Annotated in this window: 19 protein-coding genes; 6 read left to right on the top strand and 13 right to left on the bottom strand. The window is 67.2% G+C overall.

The window, feature by feature from the left end; translation table 11 throughout:
• Positions 1 to 76: 76 nt before the first annotated feature.
• The gene (locus Pla123a_RS19775) at positions 77 to 1,147 is read right to left on the bottom strand and encodes a calcium/sodium antiporter (protein WP_231956566.1); all 1,071 of its coding nucleotides are present in this window, start codon (positions 1,145 to 1,147) and stop codon (positions 77 to 79) included.
• 142 nt (positions 1,148 to 1,289) lie between these two features.
• Positions 1,290 to 1,892 (bottom strand): transcriptional repressor LexA, encoded by a 603-nt coding sequence (gene lexA, locus Pla123a_RS19770; RefSeq protein ID WP_146590224.1) that lies wholly within the window; start codon positions 1,890 to 1,892, stop codon positions 1,290 to 1,292.
• A gap of 216 nt (positions 1,893 to 2,108) precedes the next feature.
• On the opposite strand from lexA, the gene Pla123a_RS19765 reads away from it, so the two are divergent.
• Positions 2,109 to 3,365: a trypsin-like peptidase domain-containing protein gene (locus Pla123a_RS19765; RefSeq protein ID WP_146590222.1), complete on the top strand. Its 1,257-nt coding sequence runs from the start codon at positions 2,109 to 2,111 to the stop codon at positions 3,363 to 3,365.
• Between the two features lie 13 nt (positions 3,366 to 3,378).
• The gene (locus tag Pla123a_RS19760; protein ID WP_146590220.1) at positions 3,379 to 4,488 is read left to right on the top strand and encodes a S1C family serine protease; all 1,110 of its coding nucleotides are present in this window, start codon (positions 3,379 to 3,381) and stop codon (positions 4,486 to 4,488) included.
• On the opposite strand, the gene Pla123a_RS19755 is transcribed toward Pla123a_RS19760, so the two are convergent.
• From Pla123a_RS19755 to Pla123a_RS19745, 3 genes are read right to left on the bottom strand one after another with little or no spacing between them, the layout of a single operon-like run.
• Positions 4,447 to 6,030 (bottom strand): M14 family zinc carboxypeptidase, encoded by a 1,584-nt coding sequence (locus tag Pla123a_RS19755; RefSeq protein ID WP_146590218.1) that lies wholly within the window; start codon positions 6,028 to 6,030, stop codon positions 4,447 to 4,449. The genes Pla123a_RS19760 and Pla123a_RS19755 overlap by 42 nt on opposite strands.
• A gap of 17 nt (positions 6,031 to 6,047) precedes the next feature.
• Positions 6,048 to 6,422: a hypothetical protein gene (locus Pla123a_RS19750; protein ID WP_146590216.1), complete on the bottom strand. Its 375-nt coding sequence runs from the start codon at positions 6,420 to 6,422 to the stop codon at positions 6,048 to 6,050.
• Between the two features lie 31 nt (positions 6,423 to 6,453).
• The gene (locus tag Pla123a_RS19745) at positions 6,454 to 7,539 is read right to left on the bottom strand and encodes a DUF1559 domain-containing protein (protein WP_197528133.1); all 1,086 of its coding nucleotides are present in this window, start codon (positions 7,537 to 7,539) and stop codon (positions 6,454 to 6,456) included.
• A 272-nt stretch (positions 7,540 to 7,811) separates the two neighbouring features.
• Between Pla123a_RS19745 and Pla123a_RS25065 the strand changes: the two genes are divergently transcribed.
• Positions 7,812 to 10,145 (top strand): exo-beta-N-acetylmuramidase NamZ domain-containing protein, encoded by a 2,334-nt coding sequence (locus Pla123a_RS25065; RefSeq protein ID WP_146590212.1) that lies wholly within the window; start codon positions 7,812 to 7,814, stop codon positions 10,143 to 10,145.
• Between the two features lie 37 nt (positions 10,146 to 10,182).
• On the opposite strand, the gene Pla123a_RS19735 is transcribed toward Pla123a_RS25065, so the two are convergent.
• The 6 genes from Pla123a_RS19735 to Pla123a_RS19710 form a co-directional block, all read right to left on the bottom strand.
• Positions 10,183 to 11,001: an MBL fold metallo-hydrolase gene (locus Pla123a_RS19735; protein WP_146590210.1), complete on the bottom strand. Its 819-nt coding sequence runs from the start codon at positions 10,999 to 11,001 to the stop codon at positions 10,183 to 10,185.
• A 94-nt stretch (positions 11,002 to 11,095) separates the two neighbouring features.
• A complete protein-coding gene (locus Pla123a_RS19730; RefSeq protein WP_146590207.1) occupies positions 11,096 to 12,049 on the bottom strand; it encodes a CNNM domain-containing protein in 954 nt (317 codons plus the stop codon).
• Positions 12,050 to 12,073: 24 nt separating this feature from the next.
• The gene (locus tag Pla123a_RS19725; RefSeq protein ID WP_146590205.1) at positions 12,074 to 13,345 is read right to left on the bottom strand and encodes a CNNM domain-containing protein; all 1,272 of its coding nucleotides are present in this window, start codon (positions 13,343 to 13,345) and stop codon (positions 12,074 to 12,076) included.
• Positions 13,346 to 13,386: 41 nt separating this feature from the next.
• Positions 13,387 to 15,174: an ABC transporter permease subunit gene (locus Pla123a_RS19720; RefSeq protein WP_146590203.1), complete on the bottom strand. Its 1,788-nt coding sequence runs from the start codon at positions 15,172 to 15,174 to the stop codon at positions 13,387 to 13,389.
• A 224-nt stretch (positions 15,175 to 15,398) separates the two neighbouring features.
• Positions 15,399 to 15,662 carry a hypothetical protein gene (locus tag Pla123a_RS19715; RefSeq protein ID WP_197528132.1) on the bottom strand — a complete coding sequence of 88 codons (264 nt, stop codon included), beginning with the start codon at positions 15,660 to 15,662 and terminating at the stop codon, positions 15,399 to 15,401.
• Positions 15,663 to 15,801: 139 nt separating this feature from the next.
• The gene (locus Pla123a_RS19710; protein ID WP_197528131.1) at positions 15,802 to 16,689 is read right to left on the bottom strand and encodes a tetratricopeptide repeat protein; all 888 of its coding nucleotides are present in this window, start codon (positions 16,687 to 16,689) and stop codon (positions 15,802 to 15,804) included.
• A gap of 185 nt (positions 16,690 to 16,874) precedes the next feature.
• Here Pla123a_RS19710 and Pla123a_RS19705 point away from each other — a divergent pair, with 185 nt between their 5' ends.
• Both Pla123a_RS19705 and Pla123a_RS19700 read left to right on the top strand, forming a co-directional pair.
• Positions 16,875 to 17,300: a hypothetical protein gene (locus Pla123a_RS19705; protein WP_146590199.1), complete on the top strand. Its 426-nt coding sequence runs from the start codon at positions 16,875 to 16,877 to the stop codon at positions 17,298 to 17,300.
• 431 nt (positions 17,301 to 17,731) lie between these two features.
• The gene (locus tag Pla123a_RS19700) at positions 17,732 to 18,502 is read left to right on the top strand and encodes a VIT1/CCC1 transporter family protein (RefSeq protein ID WP_146590197.1); all 771 of its coding nucleotides are present in this window, start codon (positions 17,732 to 17,734) and stop codon (positions 18,500 to 18,502) included.
• A 1,009-nt stretch (positions 18,503 to 19,511) separates the two neighbouring features.
• On the opposite strand, the gene Pla123a_RS19695 is transcribed toward Pla123a_RS19700, so the two are convergent.
• Both Pla123a_RS19695 and Pla123a_RS19690 read right to left on the bottom strand, forming a co-directional pair.
• On the bottom strand, positions 19,512 to 19,733 hold the full coding sequence (locus tag Pla123a_RS19695; protein WP_146590195.1) for a hypothetical protein: 222 nt from the start codon (positions 19,731 to 19,733) through the stop codon (positions 19,512 to 19,514).
• A 195-nt stretch (positions 19,734 to 19,928) separates the two neighbouring features.
• Entirely contained in the window at positions 19,929 to 22,460 is a 2,532-nt protein-coding gene (locus tag Pla123a_RS19690; protein WP_146590193.1) for a prolyl oligopeptidase family serine peptidase, read from the bottom strand.
• A 255-nt stretch (positions 22,461 to 22,715) separates the two neighbouring features.
• Between Pla123a_RS19690 and Pla123a_RS19685 the strand changes: the two genes are divergently transcribed.
• Entirely contained in the window at positions 22,716 to 23,933 is a 1,218-nt protein-coding gene (locus tag Pla123a_RS19685; RefSeq protein WP_146590191.1) for an HlyD family secretion protein, read from the top strand.
• Position 23,934 lies beyond the last annotated feature (1 nt).

The raw sequence follows: 23,934 nt of genomic DNA, 5'->3' as shown, positions 1-23,934 counted from the left end.
TGCAGGATTCGGAAGTTACCGGCCTCCGACTTTACCGGTTAGTCAAAGCCTGCTGAAAAGACCACCGGCAGCAGTGCTAGCTCGGCTTGCGGCGGGAGCCGAGCAGGCCGACGGCGCAGGCGCCGACCAGGATAGGGACCGAGAAGCAGGCCGCTTCAAACCAACCGGGCGAGACACCGTTCACGGACGCCCACACTAGGTAACCGGTGTAGCCGACAAACAGCAAGAACATCACGGCGCCTTCGGTCCGCGTGATCGAGTGGCCCGACAAGAAAACCGGCAGGCAGGCGAAGGAGATCGCGATCATCACCGGGATATCAAACGCCAGCGCGCGGCTCTGCACCTCGACGCCCGCCGGCGCCACGATCGACGACAGCCCGAGCACCGCGAAGATATTCAGAATGTTGCTCCCCACCACATTGCCGACCGCCAGGTCCCGGTGCCCGCGGCGGGCGGCGACGACCGAGGTCACGAGCTCTGGCATCGAGGTGCCAATCGCGACCACCGTGAGGCCAACCACCAGCTCACTCACGCCGAACATCGTGGCCAACCGAACGCAGCCGTCCACCAGCAGGTTGGAACCGCCTACCAACAACAGAAGTCCTATCAGCACCTGCACAACACTGACCACGATCGAGCTAAGGGTGGTGGGGTCGCCCTCTGGGACGACGTCGGCGAACTCCTCGGCCAGCTGCCGGCCCTCTTTGCGGCCCATGCCGACCGTCCAGAAGAAGTAGGCAAGCATACCGACCGTCAGGATTGCTCCGTCAACTCGGCCGAGCGCGCCGTCCCTCCCCAAGACCCACAACGCGATGGCGGCGGCGAGCATCACCGGGAAGTCGAGTCGGAACAGGCGGGCCTGGACCGCGAGCGGAAAGAAGATGGCAGAGAAGCCGAGGATCAGCAGGATGTTCGCTACGTTGCTGCCAACCGCGTTGCCGATTGCCAGGTCGGTGCTGCCGGTGAAGCAGGCCTGTACCGAGACCGCCAATTCCGGGGCGCTTGTGCCGAACGCGACCACCGTCAGCCCAATCACCAGTGGGGATACACTCGCCGCCGCCGCCAACGACGACGCGCCACGAACCAGCAGCTCACCGCCCGCCACCAGGCCAACAAGTCCTAGGATGATCAGCACAGCGATGGTCAACAGGGCGCCTCAGGGGGGATGTCGGGACTGGGGAATGGGCTCAATCCTAGCCACATCCCGGTCTACCGACCACGGGCTCACCCGGCCTGCGCCAAACAGCGTGTGTGCAGTGCTCCCAACGGCCTCAGCCGCTCCGATGACCTCAACCAACCTGACGCACGACGCCGGTCACCACCCCCAGCACCTGGGCGGTCTTGCTGTAGATCGGCTTCATGCTGGCGTTGGCAGGCTGCAGGCGGATGCGGTTGGACTCGGGGAACCAGTACTTGAGGGTCGCCTCGCCTTCGTCGGTGATAGCAACGACGATGTCGCCCTTGTAAGCGGTCTTGGTGCGGCGGACGATCACGACATCGCCGTCGGCAATCTGGGCTTCGATCATCGAGTCGCCACGCACACGCAGGGCGAACTGGTTCTTCTTGGCGGGGAACCAATCTTCGAAGCTAAACCGCTCGGCCTGCTCGATTGCCTCGGTAAGGCTGCCCGCGGCGACATGGCCGACCAACGGGATGCCTTCTTCCTCGCGGCTGGCTTCCGTGAGTTGGATGGCGCGGGACATGTTTGGCTCGCGCGTGATCAACCCCTTCTTCTCCAGGGCCTTGAGGTGGCACATCACGCCGTTGGGCGAATTGATGGAGAAGTTCTCGCCAATTTCACGAACTGTCGGGCCGTAGCCGCGATTGCAGATCAGGTCGCGGATAAAATCGAACACCTCGCGCTGGCGCGGGGTTAGTTGGTCCAGCGACATGAAAAAGCCTCCCTAGTGCCTAAAACTTGCCGATTCAGGGTGGGTTCCCCATCCCAGTGAGCCTGCCTGACACGGCGTCGTCGTCTGAATTCAACGACAGAATCCGACCGGCTCAAATGGGCAAAAGTTACGTAGAAGAGCTACAATCAGGTAGCAGCCTGACCGGGCTCCTTCCCAGACAGCTTATGCTAGACACGCGTACACGGTCAATAGCGTATGTACAGTAATCGGCTCGCGGCCCCGCTCCTCACCAGCCTTACACTGGTGACCGTCGCGTTCTTTGCCGCGGCGCATGCCGTTGGTCAGCCGGCCGCAGCGCCTGCGGTCGAGGCCCAACCGCCCGCCGCGCCCCCACGGGAACAGCCTGACGCGCCGCCACCTGCGGCGCAGCCCAGCGAGTCGCCACAGGCAGGCGAGCAGGCCACTCCCAAGCCGGCTGGCGAAGAACCGTCACCGTCTGCAGAAGCGGATAGCCCGCCCCAGGAGGTGACCCGCCCGCCCGTTCCCTGGGGCGCGGAGATTGAGGCCGTCAGTCAGAAGAAGTCGCCCGAGAACCTCGCCGACCTGCGGCTGATCCAGAAGCAAGTCCGTTCGGTCGTCGAGTTTGCGCGGCCGGCTACGGTCGGCGTCGAGGTAGGCGGAGCGATCGGCAGCGCAGTGATTATTAGCGAGGACGGGTTGGCGCTGACCGCGGGGCACGTGGCAATGGAGCCCAACCAACGCGTCACCTTCCTGTTCGCCGACGGGCGGCGCGCGCGGGGCGTGACGCTCGGCGTGAACAGCTCGGTCGACAGCGGCATGCTCAAGATTACCGACAAGGGCCCGTGGCCGTTTGTGCCGATGGCGCCCGCCGGCTCGACCGAACCGGGCGACTGGGTGGTCGGCCTGGGGCAGCCAAACGGCTACTTCCGCGATCGGGCGCCGCCCGTGCGGTTGGGCCGCGTGCTGTTTGAGGAAGACTCGACCCTGTGCACCGACGTCACGCTTGTTGGCGGCGACAGCGGCGGCCCACTGCTGAACCTGCGTGGCCAGGTGGTCGGTATCCACAGCCGCATCGGGCGGCGGATCGTCAGCAACTACCACGTGCCGATCGACGAGTACCACGCCACCTGGGACCGCCTGGCCGGCGGTCAGATGTGGGGCGGGAGCCTCGGGACCGCCGAGCCGGCGCGCCACCGCGCCTTCTTGGGCGTCGCCGGCAACTCGATCCGCGGCGGGTGCCTCATCACCCAGGTCTACGACGGCTTCGCGGCATCGCGGGCCGGGATTCACGAGGGCGACGTCATCACCGCTCTCGACGGGGAACAGGTTGACGACTTCGAGGAACTCGGCCGTTTGATCAACGCTCAGAAGCCTGCCGCTACGGTCGTGATCGCCGTGCAGCGCGATGGCAAGCCGTTAGATTTCAAAGTGCGTCTGGGGATCATCTCGGTCGACTACCCAGGCACGCCGGAACTGGAGTCCGATTCCTAATCGGAAGATCCGCATGAAGCCCAAACACCTGCTGCCGTCGTGGATGCTGTTGCTGGCCCTGGCAATGCTGCCGAGCCCGCTGCTGGGCCAGGAAGAAGATCAGACCCCGACGCCCGCGCCTTCGCTCGAGCAGGCCCGCAATGTGTTCCAGGACGCCCTCGAGCGGCTCTGGATACCCAACCACCGCCTGACCGACGGCCCGCAGGTGCACGCGGCTTTCCGCGACGCGGTCGCCGACGCCCGCCGCTGCGTGGTGCAGGTCCGCTGCGATGGCAAGCCGGTAGCGCTCGGCGGCGTAGTAGGCCCCGACGGCTGGGTACTCACCAAAGCCACTCAGCTAGATGGCGACCCGGTTGTGCGTTTTGACGGCGGTAAAGAGTACCCAGCGCAGGTGACCGGGGTCGACCGCCGGTACGACCTGGCGATGCTGAAGATTGACGCTACCGGGCTCGAAGCCCTGGCGCTCGACACGGCCCCCGACTCGCGCGACGGCGACTGGCTGGCGACCGTGGGGACCGGCAAGAACCCGGTCGCGGTCGGCGTGCTGAGCGTATCGCCGCGCGAGATCCCCCACCGCGCGGGCATCCTCGGCGTGCAGCTGGAAGAGGCCCGCGACGGCGCAACGGTCGCCAAGGTCTTCCCCGACACGGGCGCCGAGGACGCCGGGATCCTGGTCAACGACGTGTTGCTCCGCGTGAACGACAAGCCGATGAAGAATCGGTCGCAACTGATACGCGAGGTCCAGAGCCACAGCCCCGGCGACGAGATCGTGCTGCTCGTGCGCCGCGGCCAAGAGGAGCTGTCGATCAAGGCGATGCTGTCGGGCCGCATCGCGGCGATGGGCCCCAACCGCAGCGACTATCAAAACAATCTCGGCAGTCAGTTGAGCCAGCGACGATTCGGCTTCCCCTCGGCTTTGCAGCACGACACCGCGTTGCCGGCAGACAAGTGCGGCGGGCCCCTGGTCAACCTGGAAGGGCAGGTCGTCGGTTTCAACATCGCACGTGCCGGCCGGACCGAGACCTACGCGGCGCCGACCAGCGTGCTCCGGGCGCTGGTCTTCGACCTGATGAGCGGGCGGCTAGCTCCGCCCGGCGGCGAACCCGAAGCGGATGCGAAGTAGCGGCGCCGCCGCGCCCACCGCTGCGAGAACCGTCAGACAGGTAGCGGCGTTCGGCGTGGGGACTGCCACCGTGGGCGTCGTGGCGGTCACGCCAAAATTCGCCCGCCACGACTCCAGGTCGGCGGCGTCAACGACCTGGTCGCTGTTTGCGTCGGCGGGCAGGGCCGCCCCCACAGCGCCGTACGAATCACGCCACACCGTGTAGTCGGCGGCGTCCACGAGTCCGTCCGCGTTGAAGTCGCCCGGCACGCCCGGCGCCCACGCGTTGTAGAACGATACCCCAAAGTTGGCTCCCAGGCCGAGGTAGTAATCGGTGTTCCTCTCCCACGTGAACTGGGTCTCGAATGTGATCTCGACCTCGGCCCCCAGCCGCCGCCGGGCGAAGCCGGCGGTCGTGTAGCTTCCGCCGCCCGAAACCTCTTGGAGGACGTTCGGCTGCAGCAGACGAAACGCCTCCCACCAGTCGGCGCCAAGGTCGTCGGAATTGATGTAGGCGAAGTCGTCCGGGACGCCGTTGACTTCGTCGATCTGGTAGTCGGGAACGGTCGAGTGGAAGTCGATGAACGCGTCGACGCCGCCCTGGGTGGCCGTGACGTCCGCCATCATGGCTTCACCGGTCGCGCGGATTTCTTGGCAGTCGTCGCCGCCGCAGCCGTAGCTGCTGCTAGACCAGCGGTTCGGGTCCCAGAGGCCGTTCGGGTCACGCCCAATATTGTTGACCGTGGTGCGGTTGGTCCCCATGATCCGCCCCGACGGATTGAGCACGGGGTAGCCGTAGACCTCGACGTTGTCGCGGACCCACGCGGCGCGCGGGTCGTCCGACAGCAGCCAATCTACCATCCCCTGGTAGACGTAGGTCCCTAGAGGTTCCCCCGCGTGCAGGCCGCTGGAGATCACGATCTTCTGCTTGGTGAGTCGACCAGAATCGGTCGCGGGGTTGGTGATGCGGTACCCAAACACGTCGAGGGCCGGCGTGGCGCGACCCAGCTCATCCACGCCCGGCGTCGACGAGCCGATGACGCCCGCCGCGTTTCCGGACGCCGTGGGCGCCGCCCACGGCGACTGCAGCACCGACTGCGTGTGGGTGACCGACCGCCCGTAGGAGTAGGGCAGGGCGTAGGCGACGTAGACCTCGTCCTGCGTAAATGGCGTCGCGTTGGAGAACGAAAACTCGGCGGCGCCGAGCTGGTTGTTGTCGAAGAACTGCCAGTGCTCGTTGTCGTACGAGTAGACCATCTCGTGCTCGGCCAGCTCGTGCAGCCCGGGCGTGGAGTCGCCGGCGAAGTTGCTCGAAATGCTGAACGTCGGCGAGGCGCCCTGGATTCCAGACGCCTTGAAGTAGAGCCACCGCCAACGCCCTGATCCGTAATAGTTGTCGCGGCCGACGAGCTGGAGGCTCGCTGAGTCACCCGACCAGGATGCGAGCGCCCCGTGGTCAAAGTCGCCGGTCAGTGCCACCTGCGCTGCGGCAGACGTGCAAATCGCCGCGGCGGCGATCAGGCTGGCGGGCAACAACCAGCAGCAGAGCTTTCTACTTAACATCGCCTTGGCAGGGACAGTCAGCCCTGATCCTTCCAGGCGAACTGCAGACCGATCCCCAGAACCAGCACGCCGACACCAGACCACTTCAGGACGGTGGCGGTCGTCCGAGGCCCATCGTAGGCGTTCTCGAACTCAGAGCGCAACTGGTTGGCCATCGCCTTGACCTTGTCGTACTCGGCCTGGGCCTCTTCCCGGCTGGCGTGCCTGCGCGGGGGCTCGGGACTGTTGACGATGAAACTCAGGTTGTGCAGCCGGTCCTTCACCTCGGCCCACTGGTCGGCCTTCTCGGGTGTCCAGCGGGACTCGCCTGTAAAGATCTGCGTCCAGACCAGGCTGAGCACAAACAGCACAACGCCGATTCCAACCAGGATGCCCACGATCGCGGATTTCATTCTCGAGACGCCCTCTCGCTTGCGTAGTCGGTTACTGCCCGCGGCCCCGCCCGGCCGAACCGAGCTGCCCCTCAACCAACGGGTCGCCATCGCGGATGCAGATCATGCGGGCCATCAGGTACGCGTCGATATCGTCGGTGAGCCAAGTGACGCTGCCGTCGCACAGCGAGGCGTTCACGCCGCCCGGGTGCATGCTGCGCGGCGAGGCGCCGGTCCACGTGCTGTTGTCGACGCTGCACGGCATCAGCTCGAGGTCGGCCAGCTGCTCGTCGGGGCACTCCCGCAGGCGGTCGCTATTGCCGCTGGGGCGGCCGTTGGGCGTAAATGGGCCAATGTCAGGATTGTTGATCGGGATGTAGCCCGAGTTCCGCTCTTCGTTGTTGGCTGAAGCGAATCTCACGTCGTGCATGTCGAAACTGATAATGCTGCCGCCGCAGTAGGCCGAGGCCCACACGCCGCGAGGGTCCGCGGCGTTGTCCCGTGTGCGGACCTCGCTGAGCATCAGCGAGTTTGACGTGCCGTCCGTAAACCGGCTGAGCGGGTTCAGTTCGTTGATCATGCAGCCGGGGTAGACCCGCATGCCGTTGACGTGCTCGGGGCTCACAAACGCGACGTAATTGCCCTTGCTGTAGGCGGTGTTGCTGGTGGTACGGTTGGGACCGTACAGCCGATTATCGGCCCCATCCGATGGGCAGCCGAAGATCGCAGGGCGTTGCTCCTGCGGGCGTGTGTTGCGATCCTGGGCGGTGGAGAGCTGACTCAGGTCGAACTGGTCGAACAACGCCTGCTCTTCGAAGAAGGGCAGCACCCGGACAGCCCAACTCAGGTGCCTCTCGATGGTGTCGATGTTCGAGAACCTTGCGCCCCGATCAGGCTCGGCTTCGGTGCAGGGGGGAAAACCCCCGTAGGTGTTATCGTAGTTGAGAACCGCTAGCGCTAGGTTCTTCAGACTGCTCCGACACTGGATCCGACGCGCCGACTCTCGCGCGGACTGAACCGCTGGCAGCAAGAGCGCGATGAGGACTCCAATAATCGCAATCACCACCAGCAGCTCGACCAGCGTGAAGCCGGCGGAGCGTGACCCGGAGCGATTGCTTGACGCGAAACGCACCATCATATGGTGTATCCCCTCTCTCTTCCGCCCGAAGGAAAGCGAGACAATCAGCCGACGGCGGGTGAGGCCGCTGATCGGCATATTTCGGAGTCTAGCCAAAACGAGGTCGAGCCGCGACGCTTGCTCGGCGGAATACGCGCAGCAGAGTCTTCGCATTGCGCAGCAACGACTCGACGCCGATGCGGCTTTGCTAAGCTGGCCGTCGACGCCCTGCTTGGCGCCGTTTCTCCGCCGGCAGGACCCCCCAGGCCCCCCACAGAAGATTCGCCTCCGCGATGCCACCAATCACACCGCCGACCCGCCCCGTTCTGTCGCTCGTCTTGAGCGTCGTTTCGCTCGCCTCGATCGCGACCGGTGCTCTGGGCGCCACCCCATCGCGTTTCCATCAACCGTCCTTTGACGCCATCCGGCCGCTGGTGCAGCAGGGCATCGACCGCGGCGAGTTGCCGGGCTGTGTCGTAGCGATTGGCGACCACGCGGGCATTGCCTTCCTGCGGGCCTATGGCAACCGATCGTTGGAGCCCAGCAAGAAGGCAATGACTACCGACACGGTGTTCGACCTGGCTTCCCTCACGAAGCCGATCGCTACCGCCACCAGTGTGATGCGGCTGCTTGAGACCGGCCAATTGCGGCTCAAGGACAAGGCCGCGGACCTGCTGCCGGGGTTCGGCGCCAACGGCAAGAAGGACATCTCAATTGAGCAACTGCTGACCCACACCAGCGGGCTGATCCCTGACAACCCGCTGTCGGACTACCGCCACGGCTCAGAAGAAGCATGGAAACGGATCTACGACCTAGCGCCGATCGTACCGCCCGGCACGGAGTTCAAGTACTCGGACGTCAACTTCCTGGTGCTTGGACGGATTGTGCAGGAGCTAAGCGGCAAGCCACTGAACGAGTTCGCCGCTGACGAGATCTTCCGACCGCTCGGCATGCCGGAAACCGGCTACTTGCCGGGCAAGGAACTGCAGGATCGAGCGGCCCCCCACACCCGACGCGACGACGGGAGCTGGATTGTCGGCGAGGTGCACGACCCACGCGCCGCGTTGCTCGGCGGGGTCGCCGGGCACGCCGGCTTGTTCAGCACCGCCGAGGACCTCGCCCGGTACGCGCGGATGATGCTCCAACAGGGCGCGCTCGACGGCTCGTCCGTTCTTAGCCCGGCCACGGTCGAGGTGATGACCCGTGGCCGCGAGGTTGTAGGCAACATCCGCGGCCTCGGCTGGGACTCCAACAGCGTCTACTCCCGCAACCGCGGCGAGCTGATGTCCGACCGCGCTTTCGGGCACGGCGGCTTCACCGGCACCGGCATCTGGATCGACCCGGGGCGGGACCTGTTCGTGATCTTCCTGTCGAATCGCCTGCACCCAGACGACAACGGCTCGGTCAACGACCTGATCGGACGCATCGGCACGATCGCCTGCGCGGCGATCGAGCAGCCGCACGCCAGCCTGACGCCCGCGACGAATCAAGACCGGGTGTCGCTCGGCATCGACAAGCTGCGGGAGGAAGGCTTCGCGCCGCTGGTCGGAAAACGGGTCGGCCTGATCACCAACCACACGGGTGTCGACAGCCAGGGCTCCCGCACGATCGATCTGCTCGCCAAGGCAGAGGGCGTCGAGTTGGTGCGGCTGTTCAGCCCCGAACACGGCGTCAAAGGCGTGCTCGACGAGCCCGGCATCAAGGACGCCCAGGACGAAGCGACCGGCTTGAAGGTCGCCAGCCTTTACGGCGACCGTCGCAAGCCGGCGCCCGAGCAACTTGCGGATCTCGATGTCCTGGTGTTCGACATCCAGGACATCGGCTGCCGGTTCTACACCTACACGGCCACCATGCGGCTCGCCATGGAGGCCGCTCATGAAGCGGGCATCGAGTACATGGTGCTCGACCGCCCGAACCCGATTGACGGCGTCTCGATTGAGGGCCCGATGCTTGACCCCGGGCAGGAGTCTTTTGTGGGCACGTTTCCGATGCCGGTCCGCTACGGCATGACTATCGGCGAACTCGCTCAGATGTTCCTGGCTGCGCACGAGGCCGAAGGGAAGCTGACCGTGGTGCCCGTGCGTAATTGGGACCCGCATTCTACGCAGGCCGAGAACGGCCAGCTCTGGATCAACCCCTCGCCGAACATGCGGAGCCTGCGGGCGGCTATCCTGTACCCCGGCATCGGGCTGCTTGAGACAACGAACCTCTCGGTCGGACGCGGGACCGACACGCCGTTCGAGCTGGTCGGCGCTCCCTGGATCGACCCGTGGGAGTTCGCCAACGCCATTAACGCGGTCGGCTGCCCCGGCGTGAGGGTGATCCCCCGCCGCTTCACGCCGAACGCCAGCAAGCACGAGGGCGTGGAGTGTGGCGGCATCGGCTTGATGATCACCGACCCGGCGGCGTTCGACTCGGTTGAGCTCGGGCTGGCGGTCGCCTCGGTGCTGCGGGGGCTGTACCCCGACGACTGGGAGACCAAACGCTACAACCGCCTGTTGATCAACCAGGAGGTATTCGACGCGGTCGTCAACGGGGCGGGGCCGCAGGAGCTGGCTCGTCTCTCAGAAAAGGGAGTCGACGACTTCCTGCGCGTCCGCGAGGCGGCTCTCCTGTACGAGCGGTAGGCCCGGACCCGCGGCGACCCACGCCCAGCGTCCAGAGCTAGCAGAGCTCGATCCGCAAACCATCGTAGGCGAGCTGCATGCCTTCGGGCAGCGACGCGTTCACCGCTTCGTGCTCCAAGTCGTGGGACATGTGCGTGAAGTAGGTCTGCTTGGCGCCAAGCTCCTGGGCCAGGGCGACCGCCTGGTCGAGACTAAAGTGCGTCGGGTGGGGCTTGGTCCGCAGCGCGTCGAGCACCAGCACCTCGAGGCCCCTGAGCTGGTCCTTGCTCTCATCGGGCATCTCGCAAACGTCCGTGCAGTAGGCGACGTCACCGAAGCGGAATCCGAGGGTCACGAAATTGGGGCCGTGCGACTGACGCACTGGAGTTACCGTGGCGCCCAGAACGGAAAACGGCTCGTGCCCGTCGTTGACCGGGCCAATCGGGTGGAACTCGATCTTCGGGATGGCGCCGGCGTGCAGGTTCGGCAGCGACGCGAACGCGTAGTCGAACGACTTGCGGATCCGCTGCTCGACCAGCGGCTCGCAGTACAGCGGCAGCGGCCCACCGAGGTAGAACTGCATCAGCCGCAGGTCGTCCAGCCCGAACAGGTGATCGGCGTGCTCGTGCGTGTACAGCACCGCATTGACAAGCCCGATCTTCTCCCGCAGGAGCTGCTCACGCATGTCCGGCGAGGTGTCGATCAGCAGGTTCCCCTCGGGCAGGCCGAGGATCACGCTGCAGCGGGTGCGGCTGTTCTTGGGATTGGTCGAGCGGCAGACGTCGCACCCGCAGCCGATCATCGGCACGCCGACGCTGGTGCCGGTGCCGAGCACAATCATCTGTCCGGTAATGTCCCGCGAAACAACTCCACTCATCGCGACGGCTGCATGCTCTTGGTGCTAGGGGCGCCCACGGCTCTATTGTCGGGCAGGGCGGGGGGGTGTCTAGGGCGCGGGGCGGGGCAGGGCGTCAGCGCACGGGTGACTCGACCAGGGCCAACTTGAGGTGCTCGGCGAAGACGTAGCCAACAATGCGTCCCTGCTCGCCCTTCACCGCGGCCACCTCGCGATTGGCCGCCTGCATGTTCAGCAGTGTCGTCAGGAAGTTCCGCTTGATCGGCGTCGAGAGCAGGTCGCGGATCGGCAGCTGGGGGTTGTCGGGGTCAAGCAGGCAGTCGAGCACCCGCACGTACCCCTGACCGTTGCGGAGAATCACGAAGGTCTGCTGCCGGCGGCGGGCGAACTGCAGCAGCTCGCGACGCGACACGCCGAGGTCCACCTGGGCGAGGCGGCCCGCCGGGATCATGAACTCGCGGATCGAACGACCGGCCGCCGCGAACGTGCCCTGCGCAAGCCGCCGCTGGGCAGGGGAGAGCAGCCCCACGGCGTGCCCCTCGTCGAGCACCTCGGCCAGCTCGCGGCGGGCGAGCTCCATCCGCAACGCCTGCGAGGGCACCCGGGCCACCTTCTGCAGCACGTACCCGACCACCCACAGCGCGGCGCTCACCGGCGAGAACAGGGTCCCCGCCACGGCCAGCCCGGGCGCGCAGCGGCGGAGCAGCCGGTTGGGCGCCGCGAAAAATAGGTTCTTCGGCAGCAGCTCGCCGTAGATGAATACCACCGGGGTCAGGGCGATGGTGAACGCCATCTCGGTCGCGGGTCCGCCGTCGGGTAGGAGCAGCTTTGCGAGCAGCACCGTGGCGCACGAAACCACGTAGTTCGCCACGTTGTTGCCGACCAGGGCGGTCGCGACGAACGCCGCCGGGTTGTTGGTGGCCCACAGCAGCATCTTGGAGATCCAGCTCCCTTCCATCGCTTCGATGAGCAGCCGCACCCGCGCGACGCGGTAAAACCCAGTCTCCGAACCGCTGAAGAATGCGCTGAGCATCAGCCCGACAGCGAATAGCAGAACCGCGGTTGTCATGGGATGGAGGTGGCTCGCGCGGCGTTAGGAGTCTTGGGGAGGATCGGGCGTCAGGACCCTGCGGACCGAGGCGGTCAGCAGCGAGGGGTGGTCGGCCGACAGCACCCGCCAGTGGTGCCCGGCCCACTCGACCTCGTCGCCCTCCTGCGGGAGGTGGTTGAGCTGCTCCTGCAGCATGCCGGCGACCGTGATGCCCTTCACCGCGGGCAGCTCGCAGCCCAGCTTCTTGGCGAGCCGCCGGAGCGTTGTCATGCCGGTGACCTCCCACTGCCCGTCGCCGATGGCGCGGATCCGGCCGACGCGTTCGGCGCCACGGTCGCGGGCCGCTTCGGCGTGCAGCACGCTGCCGAGGATGTCGTTGCGGGTGACGATGCCGATGGTCTCGCCGAGCTCGTTGACGACCGCCACCACGTCCCGCTTCGCCGAGTCGAGTCGGCTGAGGGTCTCGGCGACGCTGGCGCACCACGGCGCCGCCAGCACGGGCGAGGCGAGCTGGCCGATCGACTCGCCGGGGAAGAGTGCGGCGCGGTTGACGTCAATCACCGCGGCGATCTCTTCGCTGTCGGGCTCGGTCACCAGCACGTACCCGCTAGCGGTGGTTTGCGGGGAGAGCTGCGATTGCGTCACCGGCGGGGGGAGCGCTTCGTAGAGCAGCCGTGGCCGCATGATCTCCTCGATGCGGGTCTCGGCGAGGGCGACGATGCGGCTCAGGACGTTCTGTTCTTGCTCGATGAGTTGTTGGTCACCGCCCGACAGGCTGATCGCCCGCTCGAGGTCGCCGAGCTCGAGGTACGGCTCGGCCTCGAAGTGGGGGAACAGCACCCGTGACGAACCCCGGCTCACCGCGCCGAACACCCAGGCGATTGGGTCGAGCACCTTGGCAGCCGCGCTGAGCGGCACACTCAGCAGGGTCGCGAACCGCACCGGCCAGACCACGCCGAAGTTCTTGGGCAGCATCTCGCTGAAGATGATGACCGCGAACAACGCCACGACCGTCAGCACGGAGGCCTCGCTGGCGGCGCCTTGATTGTTGATCCCAATCGCCACCAGCGACGCCAGCGCAAAGTACGCCATGTTGACCAGCAGGTTCCAGAACAGGATGGCGGTAAGCAGCCGCTCGGGGTTGGCGAGCAGCCGCGCCGCGGTGCGTTCGCCGAGGGCGCCGTCCTGCATCCGGTCGCGTTCTTCCCGGCCGAGGTAGAAGAGCGCCGCCTCGCTGCAGGAAAAGAACGCGCTGGCGGCCAGCAGCAGGGCCATCGCGATCAGGTGCGGGATGTAGGGCGCTAGGCTTGCCAATGCGGCCTGTCTGGTCGAGCGTGGGGGTCGGTCAAAGGGGATTAGTCGCGGGCCGTGGTCCGGCCGGTCGCGACGTCGAACTCGCTGAGGGCCGGGACCAGCATCGCCGTCGTCGCGAAGCCGAAGGTCGCGATGGTGGCGAGGAACACCCAGTCATAATGCCCCAGCAGGAAACTGACAATCGCATAGAACACCGCGAACGGCGCCGAGAAGCACGCCAGGAACATCGCCGAGGACGGGTTCCGCCAGGCGAGCGCGGCGAACAACGCAATCCCGCCGCCGAGCATGAACCCCAGGAACGGCGCCAGCTGGTACTCGAAGGACTGCGACAACGCGAGCATCATCCGCATGCAGGTCGTGACGCCAAAAAACAGAAACAGGAGCGTCCCGATGCTGGCGCCAATCGCCTGGCGTGAATTCGGGTACATCATCCCGGCGTGCAGGCCCAGCATCGCGGCGAACGCGTTCACAACCGCCAGGCCGATCAGCAGGAACACCAGGTTCTCGCCGCCGACGCTCCCCGACCACCACAGGTAGACGCACAGCGCCATCGGCAGCAGGATCATCTCACGGGCGTTGTACAGCACGCCGCCCAGCTTGCCGAAGATCAGCTCCTTGGGGGTCAGGTCCGTGGCGAGCAGCAGGTCGAGCGCCTTGAGGTCCCGCTCGTTGGTGAGCGAGGTCACCGACAACGCGTTGACCAGCACGATGCTCAGCACGAACAGCGGCGCGAGCATGGTGGTCGATTGCGAGATGACGCCCGAGGCCGGGCCGGCCGCGTCGGGGTCCTGATTGGCGAGAGCGGCGCCGACGGCCGCCAGGCCGAAGATGACCAGGTAGCCGAGCTTAACCACCAAGATCTTCTTGCCGTAGGCCCAGGTGCGGATCTCACGCCACAGGATCGGGTTGTCCCACACCTTGCGGGGCTTGCCCGGCGCGCGGTGCGACTGCAGCCGCCGGGCGTCGCGCTGGGCCTCGTCCTCGGTGAGCCAGGCGTCGTCGTTCGTCTCGGCGCCGGCAGAGCTCGGCCGGGCCTCGCGTGACGGGTTCCAGACCCGCACCATGACGACCGCGATGACGTTGAGCAGCGCGACGACCGCGCCGCCAAACGCCAAGAACAACGCCACCGTCCGATTGACCCCCGCGTCGACGTAGGCCGGCTCGACCGCGGTCTGCATCGCCCGCCAGGGGCTCGCTACAGCCGCCCACTGCGAAGCGCCCGGAGCAACATCATTAAAGCCGCCGCCCGCTACGAACTCCCAGCCAACGAGCCACAGGACGATCACCAACGCCGTAACGGCCAAAGCCTGGAACGTCTTCTCACGCCACAGCGCGACGGTCGACCCGAGGCTGCCGGCCGCCAGCGACGCCACCACGGTAACCGCCGTGACGCGGGCCACTTGGGCGTAGGTCACGCCGCCAAGGGTCGTTAGCAACAAGAAAAACGGCACACCGGCCGCAATCACCATCAACACCGTGAGCATGCTAGCCAGCAGCTTCCCGACAACCAGTTCGGAATTCGTCAAATCTGACAGCAGGAGCAGGATCAGGGTCTTGCGGTCCTTTTCCTGCGCAACCGCCGCCGCGGCCAGCAGCGCCGAGAACAGCACGCAGACCATCAGCTGCAGCGGCGCGAGCAGCGAGAACGCCGCCGCGCCAAACCGCGCCAAGTCGCCCGGGTTGGTGACGTTCTGCGAGCCGACGAGCACCTGCCATGCCGTGAGCGTGAGCCCGAGCAGCGTCGCGACGAACAGGCATGGGACCGCGTAGAAGCGGACGCGTCGCGGAGCCGTCAGTGCTTCGCGGGAGAAGACCGGACCAATGAACAACGTGAGCCTGCCGAAGGGTTTGCTGGTGGCGCCGCGAGGTAGGGGTTACAACGAGAACCAGTATAGCAGCGGCCATTTCCGGGCAGAACCGCGCCCAAACCGAACATAACGGGGATTATCGGACGTTTAAGTGACCTAGGGAACGCCGCCCTGCGGCGGCGTTTAACCCTGGCTTCTCACCCCGGCCCCAACATCCACTTGGCGATCGAGCCGGGACGCGGCGACTACTTCGAGTAGCCGAGCGACTTCACTACCACCAGCAGCTCGTCGGCGTCGATGAACCGCCGGCGGTGCTGCAGCTTGTAGCCGTCGATGGCACGGGCGAGCTCGGCCGCTTCCGGCGAGAGCTCGTCGTGGCTGTTGGCGAACTGGCGACGCTCGCGGCCTGCCGATCCGTTGGAGTCGTAGCTGCGGCGGTCTACGAAGCCGCCGGAGGCGATGGGAGCAGGGGATCCCTGCACGGGTGACGTTAGGGGTTGGGTCGACATGCTAGGCTCCTGGAGAGTTTGGCGGGTGTAGGGTTTGTGCAGCCCCCGCCAAGGCAAAGGTACTTTATCCATCGGCGCCCAGGTCCCTGCCCGGCAGCCAGGCCGCGAAGCTCTGGTTTCGCCGGTCGCGCCGCAACGGTTAGCGCAGCTGTGCGTCTTGTGCGGACAATCGGGCCAGCAGGTGCTGGCTCGGCAGGTGGGTCTGGTCGGCCGCCAGCGCCCGCTGCGCCGCCGCCACGGCGGCGTCGGTCCGCCCGCCGGCCGCTTCGGCCTCCGCCAGCCGGCAGAGCAGCGCCGGGCTCTGCGGCCACCGCTCGGCGGCGTCTCGCAGGCCGGCCGCCGCGTCGTCGTTCCGGCCGAGCGCCGCGTAGGCGTCGGCCTCCATCACCAGCGAGTCCACCGGAGCCTCGCCGTGCGGGTAGGTCTCGAGCAGGCGGTGCACGGTCGCCAGCCGGCGGTGCGACTGCTGCCGGAGCCCGTACATGCGGGCCAGGTCCGCCAGCACGTCCCGGTTGTTCGGCGAGTACTCGAGCGCCCGGATCAAGTCGGCGAGCGCCTCGTCGGGTTGCTGAGTCTCGAGGTGGGCGCGGCCCCGCAGGGCCCACGCGTCGGCCAGTTTAGGATCGTGCTGCAGCGCGTGCTGCGCCCGCCGCAGGGCCAGCTTCCACTCGCCGACGGCGGCCTCCATCTGACCGAGTCGGCAGACCGCTGTGGCGTGTTCGGGTTCTTCCTCCACAGCCACCCGCATGTGCCGGATCGCCTCGGCCTGCTCGCCGCGGGCCCACAGCGCCTCGGCCAGGTGCCGGCGCGCGTCGGCGTCCGTCGGCGCCGCGTCCACGGCGCGTCGCAGCAGCGACTCCGCCTGCTGGCAGTCGCCTTGCTCCAGGGCCGTTACGCCCTCGCAAGAGAACTGCCGGCACACGGAAACCGCCGCGTCGCCCGGCGTCCGCTGCCGGAAAGCGCCGCAGCCCACCGGCGCCAGCACGCACAGGGCGCAGACCAAGCGCAGCAGGGGGGCGCAAATCATTACCAGTTGACCAACAATCGTCATCCGCGCCGCGAGGCCTCCTTGCCGCCACGGTCGAGAAAAGCAGGGCGGGACCCTACCAGCACCGCCCTCCCCTTTCAACACGACTTCAACGGTTACATCGACACCAACCGGGTGCTAGGATCGGCCGAAACCGACCCACTCCAATTTGAACAAGCAAGGCGATGCCGAAAAGCTACGCAGCCCAGGGGCTTTCCTTCCAGTACCCCGACAACTGGGAACTCGAGCAGCAACAGGACCAAGAGTCCGCGCTGCAGGTAACCGTGTCGAGCCCGAACACAGCGTTCTGGTCGCTCAGCGTCTACCCGGGCCTCCGCGACGTCCGCGGCGTGCTCGACGAGATGCTGCAAGCAATGCAAGCAGAGTACCCGGCCGCCGAGCACGACCCGGCCGACTCGTGGATCGGGAAGACCCCGCTCGTCGGCTACGACGTCAACTTCTACTACCTCGACCTGACCAACACCGCCCAGCTCCGCGTGTTCCACCACGGCGAGTCGACCTGCGTGCTCCTCGCCCAGTGCGAGGACCACGAGCTGACCGCCGCCGCCCAGGTGTTCGCCGCGATGACCACCAGCCTGCTCACCGATTGACTAACTGCCCACCCGATTGAAATTGCTACATGCTAGCGGCCACACCGGGCGCGTCGCCCGACCTCGGCCGCCGTCTCCGCGACAGCGGATTCCAAGGAAACCGTCGATGCTAGCCCGCTCTTCCATCCCTCCCGGCGCTCCAATCGCCCCCTCTGGCACACCAAGTGCAATAGCTGGTTGCGTAGCGACGCAACGACGTGCCCCCGCACTCGCCGTTGCCCGCTCCAACGCGAACCACGCAGTCACTGCCGGCGCCGTAGTCGGACACGCCCACCACGGGAAGACTGCCTCGCACGAAGAGCCCCGCTTGGCGTCCTCGCAGAGCCAAGCGGGGCTCTTTTCGTGCGCCCCCCGCCCTGCCCTGCCCCGCTTCTCCCCCCTGCCCTCCCCGGCCGCCGCGGTCAACGCCGCCCTTCTCGAGGGCCGCGCCGATGCCTAGGACCCCCAAGTCGAAGCGACCGGTCGACCCGCTCGAGCACGACCACACCCCCGAGGCGATCGCCGCCCGGCTCGCCGAGGCCCGCAAGCCCGACGACCTCGGCGACTTTGTCCTCGGCGCCGTCGACGGCGCCATCACCACCTTCGCTATCGTGGCCGGCGTGGCCGGCTCCGGCCTGTCGGCCGGGGTCGCCATTGTGCTGGGCCTGGCCAACGTGCTGGCCGACGGGTTCAGCATGGCGGTGGGCAACTACCTCAAGACCAAGTCTGACCACGACATGCTCAACCGCTACCGGCGGCTCGAGCAGCGGCACATCGCCCAGCACCCCGACGGTGAGCGCGAAGAGATCCGCCAGATCTACGCCGCCAAGGGGTTCGAGGGCGACGCCCTCGACCACGCGGTCGAAACCATTACCTCCGACCAGCAGCAGTGGGTCGACACCATGCTCCGCGAAGAGTTCGGGCTGCCGACCTCGCCCCCCGCGCCGCGTCGCGCGGCGACCATCACGTTCATCGCGTTTGTCACGGCCGGCATGGCGCCGATCGTGCCGCTCGTGTTCTCCCGCTCGCTCGGCCCCGACGTGACGTTCGGCCTGAGCGTCGGCGTGACGCTGCTGACCTTCGCCGGCATTGGCGCCGTGCGGGGCCGCGTCACCCAGATGTCGCAGCTCCGCGGCGCGGTCGAGACCATGCTCATCGGCGGCTCGGCCGCCGCGCTGGCCTACGCCGTCGGCCGCCTGCTCCGCAGCCTGGCCGGCGGCTGAGTTCGCTTTTCTAACAGCCGGCGAGCTACGCCCCGCCGGGCAGCCCCGCGGCGCGGGCGTTGTCCCAGCTGACTTTTGTCCCCGCCGAGTTTTGTCCCCAATTCCGATATCGATTGATAGGGACAAAAGTCGCGCCCCGTTTCGGGCGCCGATCGCCCTAAGCAGTTGTTATGATTGAGGTTGCGGATCCGCCCTTGGGCAGGCCCCGCCGACTTTTGTCCGATCCTGCCCGCCACAGCGGACAAAAGTCCCACCCGCGTGCAGCGCCCCCCCCGGCAACCGCCGTCGCAAGCCGTCGGGATTCAAGACCGCTAGCCGCGCAACCACCGCTCGCTGTGGAACCCAAGCAGCCCCTCCATTGGACCGCGCTACGCGGCCGATTTCTACAAAGAAATGCCAATCAGCCCCCGATTGTGGCACGGTGGTCCCCCACCGTGGTGGCCGAGTTGAAGAGGAGTGGTGAAGGGGAGTGAACCACCAAGACGCCAAGTCGCCAAGAAGATGCCCAACGATAAACGGGTGGCACGCCCTTTAGGGCGTGGTGAACCAGCACCGGCGCTACCACGCCCTTTCAGGGCGTGCCACCCGAGACCCCATCAGCCGCGGGGCGTTAGCCCCCGGTTCCGAATCCCCCATCCCCGCCCGAACCGGACGCTAACGCGTGCCGGCTGATGGGTTGCCCCAGCGGCCAGCCCAAGGGTGGCACGCCCAGAATGGGCGTGGTGAATCACTACCGGCACCACCACGCCCTTTCAGGGCGTGCCACCCAAAAAGGCGTCCATCCACGCCGACTCACTTGCCCTGAAGGGGCAACCTACCACAGCCCAGGGCGCAGCCCTGGGGTACCGGCCCCGACCCGCCTTGTAGGCCTGAAGGGGCGCGCTAACACCGGTAGCGCGCCCAGTTGGGGCTCTTCCTGGACGACGACCCACGGAACCCAGGGCTGAGCCCTGGGCTGTATTAGCGCGCCCCTTCGGGGCTAAGGGGGCGAGCGTTGCCCGCCCCGCCGCTACGCCTTGCCAACCCGCAGCACGCGTTCGATCTCCTCCGCCGACATCCCCCGGTCGAGCATCTCTCGCTTGGCTTCGAGGTCCAGCCGGTGGGTGGCGTACTTGCGTAGCTCCTTGACCACCGCCCCGACCATACCTCCCAGCACGCCGATGAACACGACCACGATGATCATGTTGAACGGTTCCTGGATTTCCAGAACCTGCTTGACTACTTCGTACATCGTCAGTTCCTACGGCTGCAACGAGTGGGGCGAGAGCTCGTCCTGTAGGTCCCTTCGCTGCCCGGCGCCGGGTCTTGGGTCGGGCCGCGAAAAAGACGCGCGGATTTTCTCTCCATTGCACTAGCGGCGCTTGCTCTCCGCAAGACCGTCGGCTTCCGCCGGCAGCTGCGGGCGGAAGACGGTGGCGGCGTGGCCCTACTCTGCCCGCCGGGGCTCGAGGCCCCACAGATTCCGGACAAAGAAGTCACGCATCCGGCGCTTGCCGTACGCGCTGCCGCCCGAGCCGTGGCCGCCGCCGGGGAACACGATCAGCTCGAAATCCTTGTCGGCCTTGATCAGCGCGTCGACCACCTGCATCGTCGACGCGGGGTCGACGTTGCGGTCGAGCTCGCCGACCGTCAGCAGCAGCTTGCCCTGCATCCGGTGGGCCTGCGTGACGTTGGACGACTGCTCGTAGTGCGTGCCGACCGGCCAGCCCATCCACTGCTCGTTCCACCAGACCTTGTCCATCCGGTTGTCATGGCAGCCGCAATCGGCCGCGGCGGCCGAGTAGAAGTCGCCGTGGTCGATCAACGCCCGCAGGGCGTTCTGCCCGCCGGCCGAGCCGCCGTAGACGCCGACCCGCGTGGCGTCCATCCACTTGTATCTTTCGGCGGCGGCCTTGATCCACCGCACGCGGTCGGGGAAGCCGGCGTCGGCCAGGTCCTGCCAGCAGACGTCGTGGAACGCTTTAGAGCGGTGCGAGGTGCCCATGCCGTCGATCTGCACGACAATGAAGCCGAGTTCGGCCATCTCCTGCCCGCCGTGGAAGGGGGCGAACCGCTTGGGGACGTGGGCCGAGTGCGGCCCGGCGTAGATCTGCTCGATCACCGGGTACTGCTTGTCGGGGTTGAAGTTGGTCGGGCGGTAGATCACGCCGTGGATGTCGGTCTGGTCGTCGCGGCCCTTGGCGACAAAGCGGATCGGCGGCTGCCAGCCGTCGGCGAGCAGCTCGGACCAGTCGCCCCGCTGCAGCTCGCACAGCAGCTTGCCGTCGGAGCTGCGGCGGAGCTCGGTGACCGGCGGCAGGTCGACCCGCGAGTAGCGGTCGAGGTAGGTTTGGCCGTCGGGCGAGTCGGTCAGGTCGTGCGTGCCATCGCCCTCGGTCAGCTCGACCAGGTTGGCGCCGTCGAAGTCGATGCGGTAGTAGTGCACGTGGTACGGGTCCTGGTCGGGCCGCTTGCCGCCGGCGTGGAACCAAATCTGCCGCTTCTCGTCATCCACGCGGTCGACGCCGCGGACCGCCCAGGCGCCGGACGTGATCGGCTTGACCGAGCCGCCGGCGTCGCACAGGTAGAGGTGGTTCCAGCCGTCGCGTTCGGACATCCAGATCCACTCGGCGTCAGCCGCCTCATTGTTGGCGACGCGGTGCAGGTAAAGCTTGCTGGAGTAGCAGAGGAACGTGTCGGCCTGCTCATCGATCAGCGCGGAGGTCTCGCCCGACGCGGCGTCGACGCCGACCAGCCGCAGCACCTGGTGGCCCCGCTGGTTGTAGAGGAACGTGAACCGGCTCGAATCGGGTTCCCACTCGAAACGTTCGAGGCTCCACGGGTTGTCGAACAGGGAGTCGTCAACAGGGACCTGCTGCTTGTGCTTTATATGGAACAGGCAGGGCAGCTGCCTGGCGAGCCGGTCGCCCGGCTTGACGTACTCGAAGGTGTGCAGCTTCGGCTGCAGCTGGTCGGCGGGGCTCGACTCGACGAACGAGATCTCGCGGCCCTGCCCCGGCTGCTCGCGGAGCACGATTAGCTTCTCGGAGTCGGGCGACCAGAAGAACCGCGGCAGGTAGGCGTCGTCGGCCGTGCCATCGGTCGTGAGTTGGCTCGGATCACCCGACTCGCGGTCGACCAGCTGAACGTTGTGGTCGACGATCTCGACCCGCCACCGCTCGTCAGGCGAGATGGCCCCCTGGTTGTCGCCGCGACTCCCCCGCCGCCGACGCCGCTCGCGCGGCTGCCACGAGCCATCGATCACTGCCATGCCGGGCGGTGAAACCGCCTGGTACACGCCGACGGTTTTACCGCTGGCGTTCTCCGCTAGCCAGACGTGCCCGTCGTAGGTGTGCTGCACGTGCGAGTCGCCCGGCTCGAGCTCGACGTAGCTGCGGCGATTCTGCCCCGAAACCCAGTAGATGCTGACCGGCCCCTCGGTGCGGTTGATGAACGTGATCTGCGTGTCCTCCCCCGTGCCGCCGGCCGGACGCACGCCGCCGAGCACGCGGACGGTCGACTCCGCGCCTTCGAGATCGACTTCGGCCTTGGTCAGCTGGTACGTCGCCAGGTCGCACCGCCAGCCCTGCCCCTCGGCCGCGAACTCGAGCACGCCGTCCGACGGGAATCGAATGCTGAAGAACGGCAGCTTGTCGGACACCTGAGGCTGGTTCGTGCGGGCGAAGAGCGCGGCCGCGAGCCGCTCGTGGTCGAACGCCGGCCGCTGCTCGCCCTGCTCAGCGTCGACCAGCAGGAACCGCCCTTGCCCTTCGCCAAGGTCGACGCGGTACCAGAACCGCTTGCCGTCTTCCAGCCAGTTGGGCCGGACGTCGAGCCGCGCGACCTTGCCGCGGACCCGGCCGGCGAGCGCGTCGGCCCGCTGGTAGTCGGCCTGGGCGCCCTGGCCGTGGCATGCCGCGGCCGGCAACAACAGCGCGGACAAGGACAGCAGCAAGCAGGCTCGTAGGGAACAAGGCATAGGGAACCAGGGGGCGGCGGTAGGGCTGGCGGCGGCAAGACGCGACAGGAACTCATCCTAAACACTCTGGAGGCCGGCCGGTATCGCCGCGGGACCGGTTATCCGCGGCCGGGCTGTAACGGCTGTACGGGCACGGCCCGGCGATTTTCCCCCTCCCGCTGGCGGGGGCGAGCTACGCTTCCTTGCTCTGCCCGGTCAAGAGTTTCGCTGGGCCTGGCGACCAAATCCCCCACGGGCGCCCCCCTGCCCTGCCCCATGAAGACCCGACTCCACACTTCCGACACGGCGCCCAACGCCCCGACCGCCGACGACGTCCGGTCGGCCGAGGAGATGCTGCGTGCCGCCGACAAGGCGCTCCGCGAAGCTGCCACGGATACGCAGGCGGTTGACGGCCCTCAAGCCGGGCCGCCGCCAACTTCCGACCGGCCTATCAGCCGGACGCTGATTGCCGGCGTGCTGGCGTTCGGCCTTTGCGTGACGCTTTGCACAATGTGGTCGACGTTCTTCCGCTACAGCGCCCACGGCGTGGTCGCCGCCCGGACCGCCGAGCTGGCGGCTCCTTGGAGCGGGACGATCGAGGCCGTGCACGTGCGGCCTGGCCAGGCCGTCCAGCAAGGCGATCTGCTGGCGACCGTCGTTGACCGACAACTTGACGCCTCAATCGAGCGGCTCCGTGACGAGCTCCGTACCGCCGAGGCCGAGCTGGGCGCCGAGACCGCGCGGCTCGGCGCAGAGTTGCTCACGCAGCAGGACCGCCAGCTGCAGCTCACCTCGCAGTACCTCGACCTGCTCGGCCGCCTCGGCGTCGAGTCGGCCACGGCCGAAGAACTGACCGCCAGCCAGGCCCGCATCGAGCCGCTGGTCGCCTCGGCGGTCGTGCCCGAACAAGAAATCGAGTCGCTCCGCTTCCGCCAGGCCGGCAGCCGGTCGCGGCTGGAGTCGCTGCGGCAGGCGGTCGCCGCGCTCGAGACACGGCTCGCCCAGCAGCCCTCGCCCGAGCGGCACGCCGCGCTGCTGCGGCCGTGGGTCGCGAAGGTCGAACAACTTAACGCCGAGATCGCGAGGCTTGAAGAGCAGCGTGACTGGGGCCAGCTGCGGGCGCCGTTCGCCGGCTCGGTAGTGCGTGTCGCCGCCCACGTCGGCGAGGCGTGCGGCGTCGACCGGCCGGTGCTCGAGCTGCTCGACCAAAACTCAATGGAATTGACTATCTACGTGCCGCTCGACCAGGTCGACGACTTCCCGGTCGGCCGCCGCGTGCAGGCCCGGTCCGCCAAGTCGAACGCTACGCTGGCGTGTGAGGTGCTGGCGGTTGGTCCGGCATTGACCACCGCCCCGGTGGAACGCGCGGGCGACGACCCCGGTCCTCCGAACAAAGCGGCGGTCTACCTGGGCCTGCCGCAGGAACTGCCCCGCGGGCTGACGCTGCGGGCCGGCGAGTCGGTCTCCGTGCTTACTTCGTGGTGGGGAGGCTGAC

The sequence above is a fragment of the Posidoniimonas polymericola genome (assembly GCF_007859935.1).
GTDB lineage: Bacteria > Planctomycetota > Planctomycetia > Pirellulales > Lacipirellulaceae > Posidoniimonas > Posidoniimonas polymericola.
This window is presented reverse-complemented; position numbering and strand designations above follow the sequence as displayed.

Coding starts and splice junctions, on each gene's coding strand:
- lexA (WP_146590224.1), bottom strand. CDS start 1,892: ATGTCGCTGGACCAACTAACCCCGCGCCAGCGCGAGGTGTTCGATTTT.
- Pla123a_RS19765 (WP_146590222.1), top strand. CDS start 2,109: ATGTACAGTAATCGGCTCGCGGCCCCGCTCCTCACCAGCCTTACACTG.
- Pla123a_RS19760 (WP_146590220.1), top strand. CDS start 3,379: ATGAAGCCCAAACACCTGCTGCCGTCGTGGATGCTGTTGCTGGCCCTG.
- Pla123a_RS19755 (WP_146590218.1), bottom strand. CDS start 6,030: ATGTTAAGTAGAAAGCTCTGCTGCTGGTTGTTGCCCGCCAGCCTGATC.
- Pla123a_RS19750 (WP_146590216.1), bottom strand. CDS start 6,422: ATGAAATCCGCGATCGTGGGCATCCTGGTTGGAATCGGCGTTGTGCTG.
- Pla123a_RS19745 (WP_197528133.1), bottom strand. CDS start 7,539: ATGATGGTGCGTTTCGCGTCAAGCAATCGCTCCGGGTCACGCTCCGCC.
- Pla123a_RS25065 (WP_146590212.1), top strand. CDS start 7,812: ATGCCACCAATCACACCGCCGACCCGCCCCGTTCTGTCGCTCGTCTTG.
- Pla123a_RS19735 (WP_146590210.1), bottom strand. CDS start 11,001: ATGAGTGGAGTTGTTTCGCGGGACATTACCGGACAGATGATTGTGCTC.
- Pla123a_RS19730 (WP_146590207.1), bottom strand. CDS start 12,049: ATGACAACCGCGGTTCTGCTATTCGCTGTCGGGCTGATGCTCAGCGCA.
- Pla123a_RS19715 (WP_197528132.1), bottom strand. CDS start 15,662: ATGTCGACCCAACCCCTAACGTCACCCGTGCAGGGATCCCCTGCTCCC.
- Pla123a_RS19710 (WP_197528131.1), bottom strand. CDS start 16,689: ATGATTTGCGCCCCCCTGCTGCGCTTGGTCTGCGCCCTGTGCGTGCTG.
- Pla123a_RS19705 (WP_146590199.1), top strand. CDS start 16,875: ATGCCGAAAAGCTACGCAGCCCAGGGGCTTTCCTTCCAGTACCCCGAC.
- Pla123a_RS19700 (WP_146590197.1), top strand. CDS start 17,732: ATGCCTAGGACCCCCAAGTCGAAGCGACCGGTCGACCCGCTCGAGCAC.
- Pla123a_RS19695 (WP_146590195.1), bottom strand. CDS start 19,733: ATGTACGAAGTAGTCAAGCAGGTTCTGGAAATCCAGGAACCGTTCAAC.
- Pla123a_RS19690 (WP_146590193.1), bottom strand. CDS start 22,460: ATGCCTTGTTCCCTACGAGCCTGCTTGCTGCTGTCCTTGTCCGCGCTG.
- Pla123a_RS19685 (WP_146590191.1), top strand. CDS start 22,716: ATGAAGACCCGACTCCACACTTCCGACACGGCGCCCAACGCCCCGACC.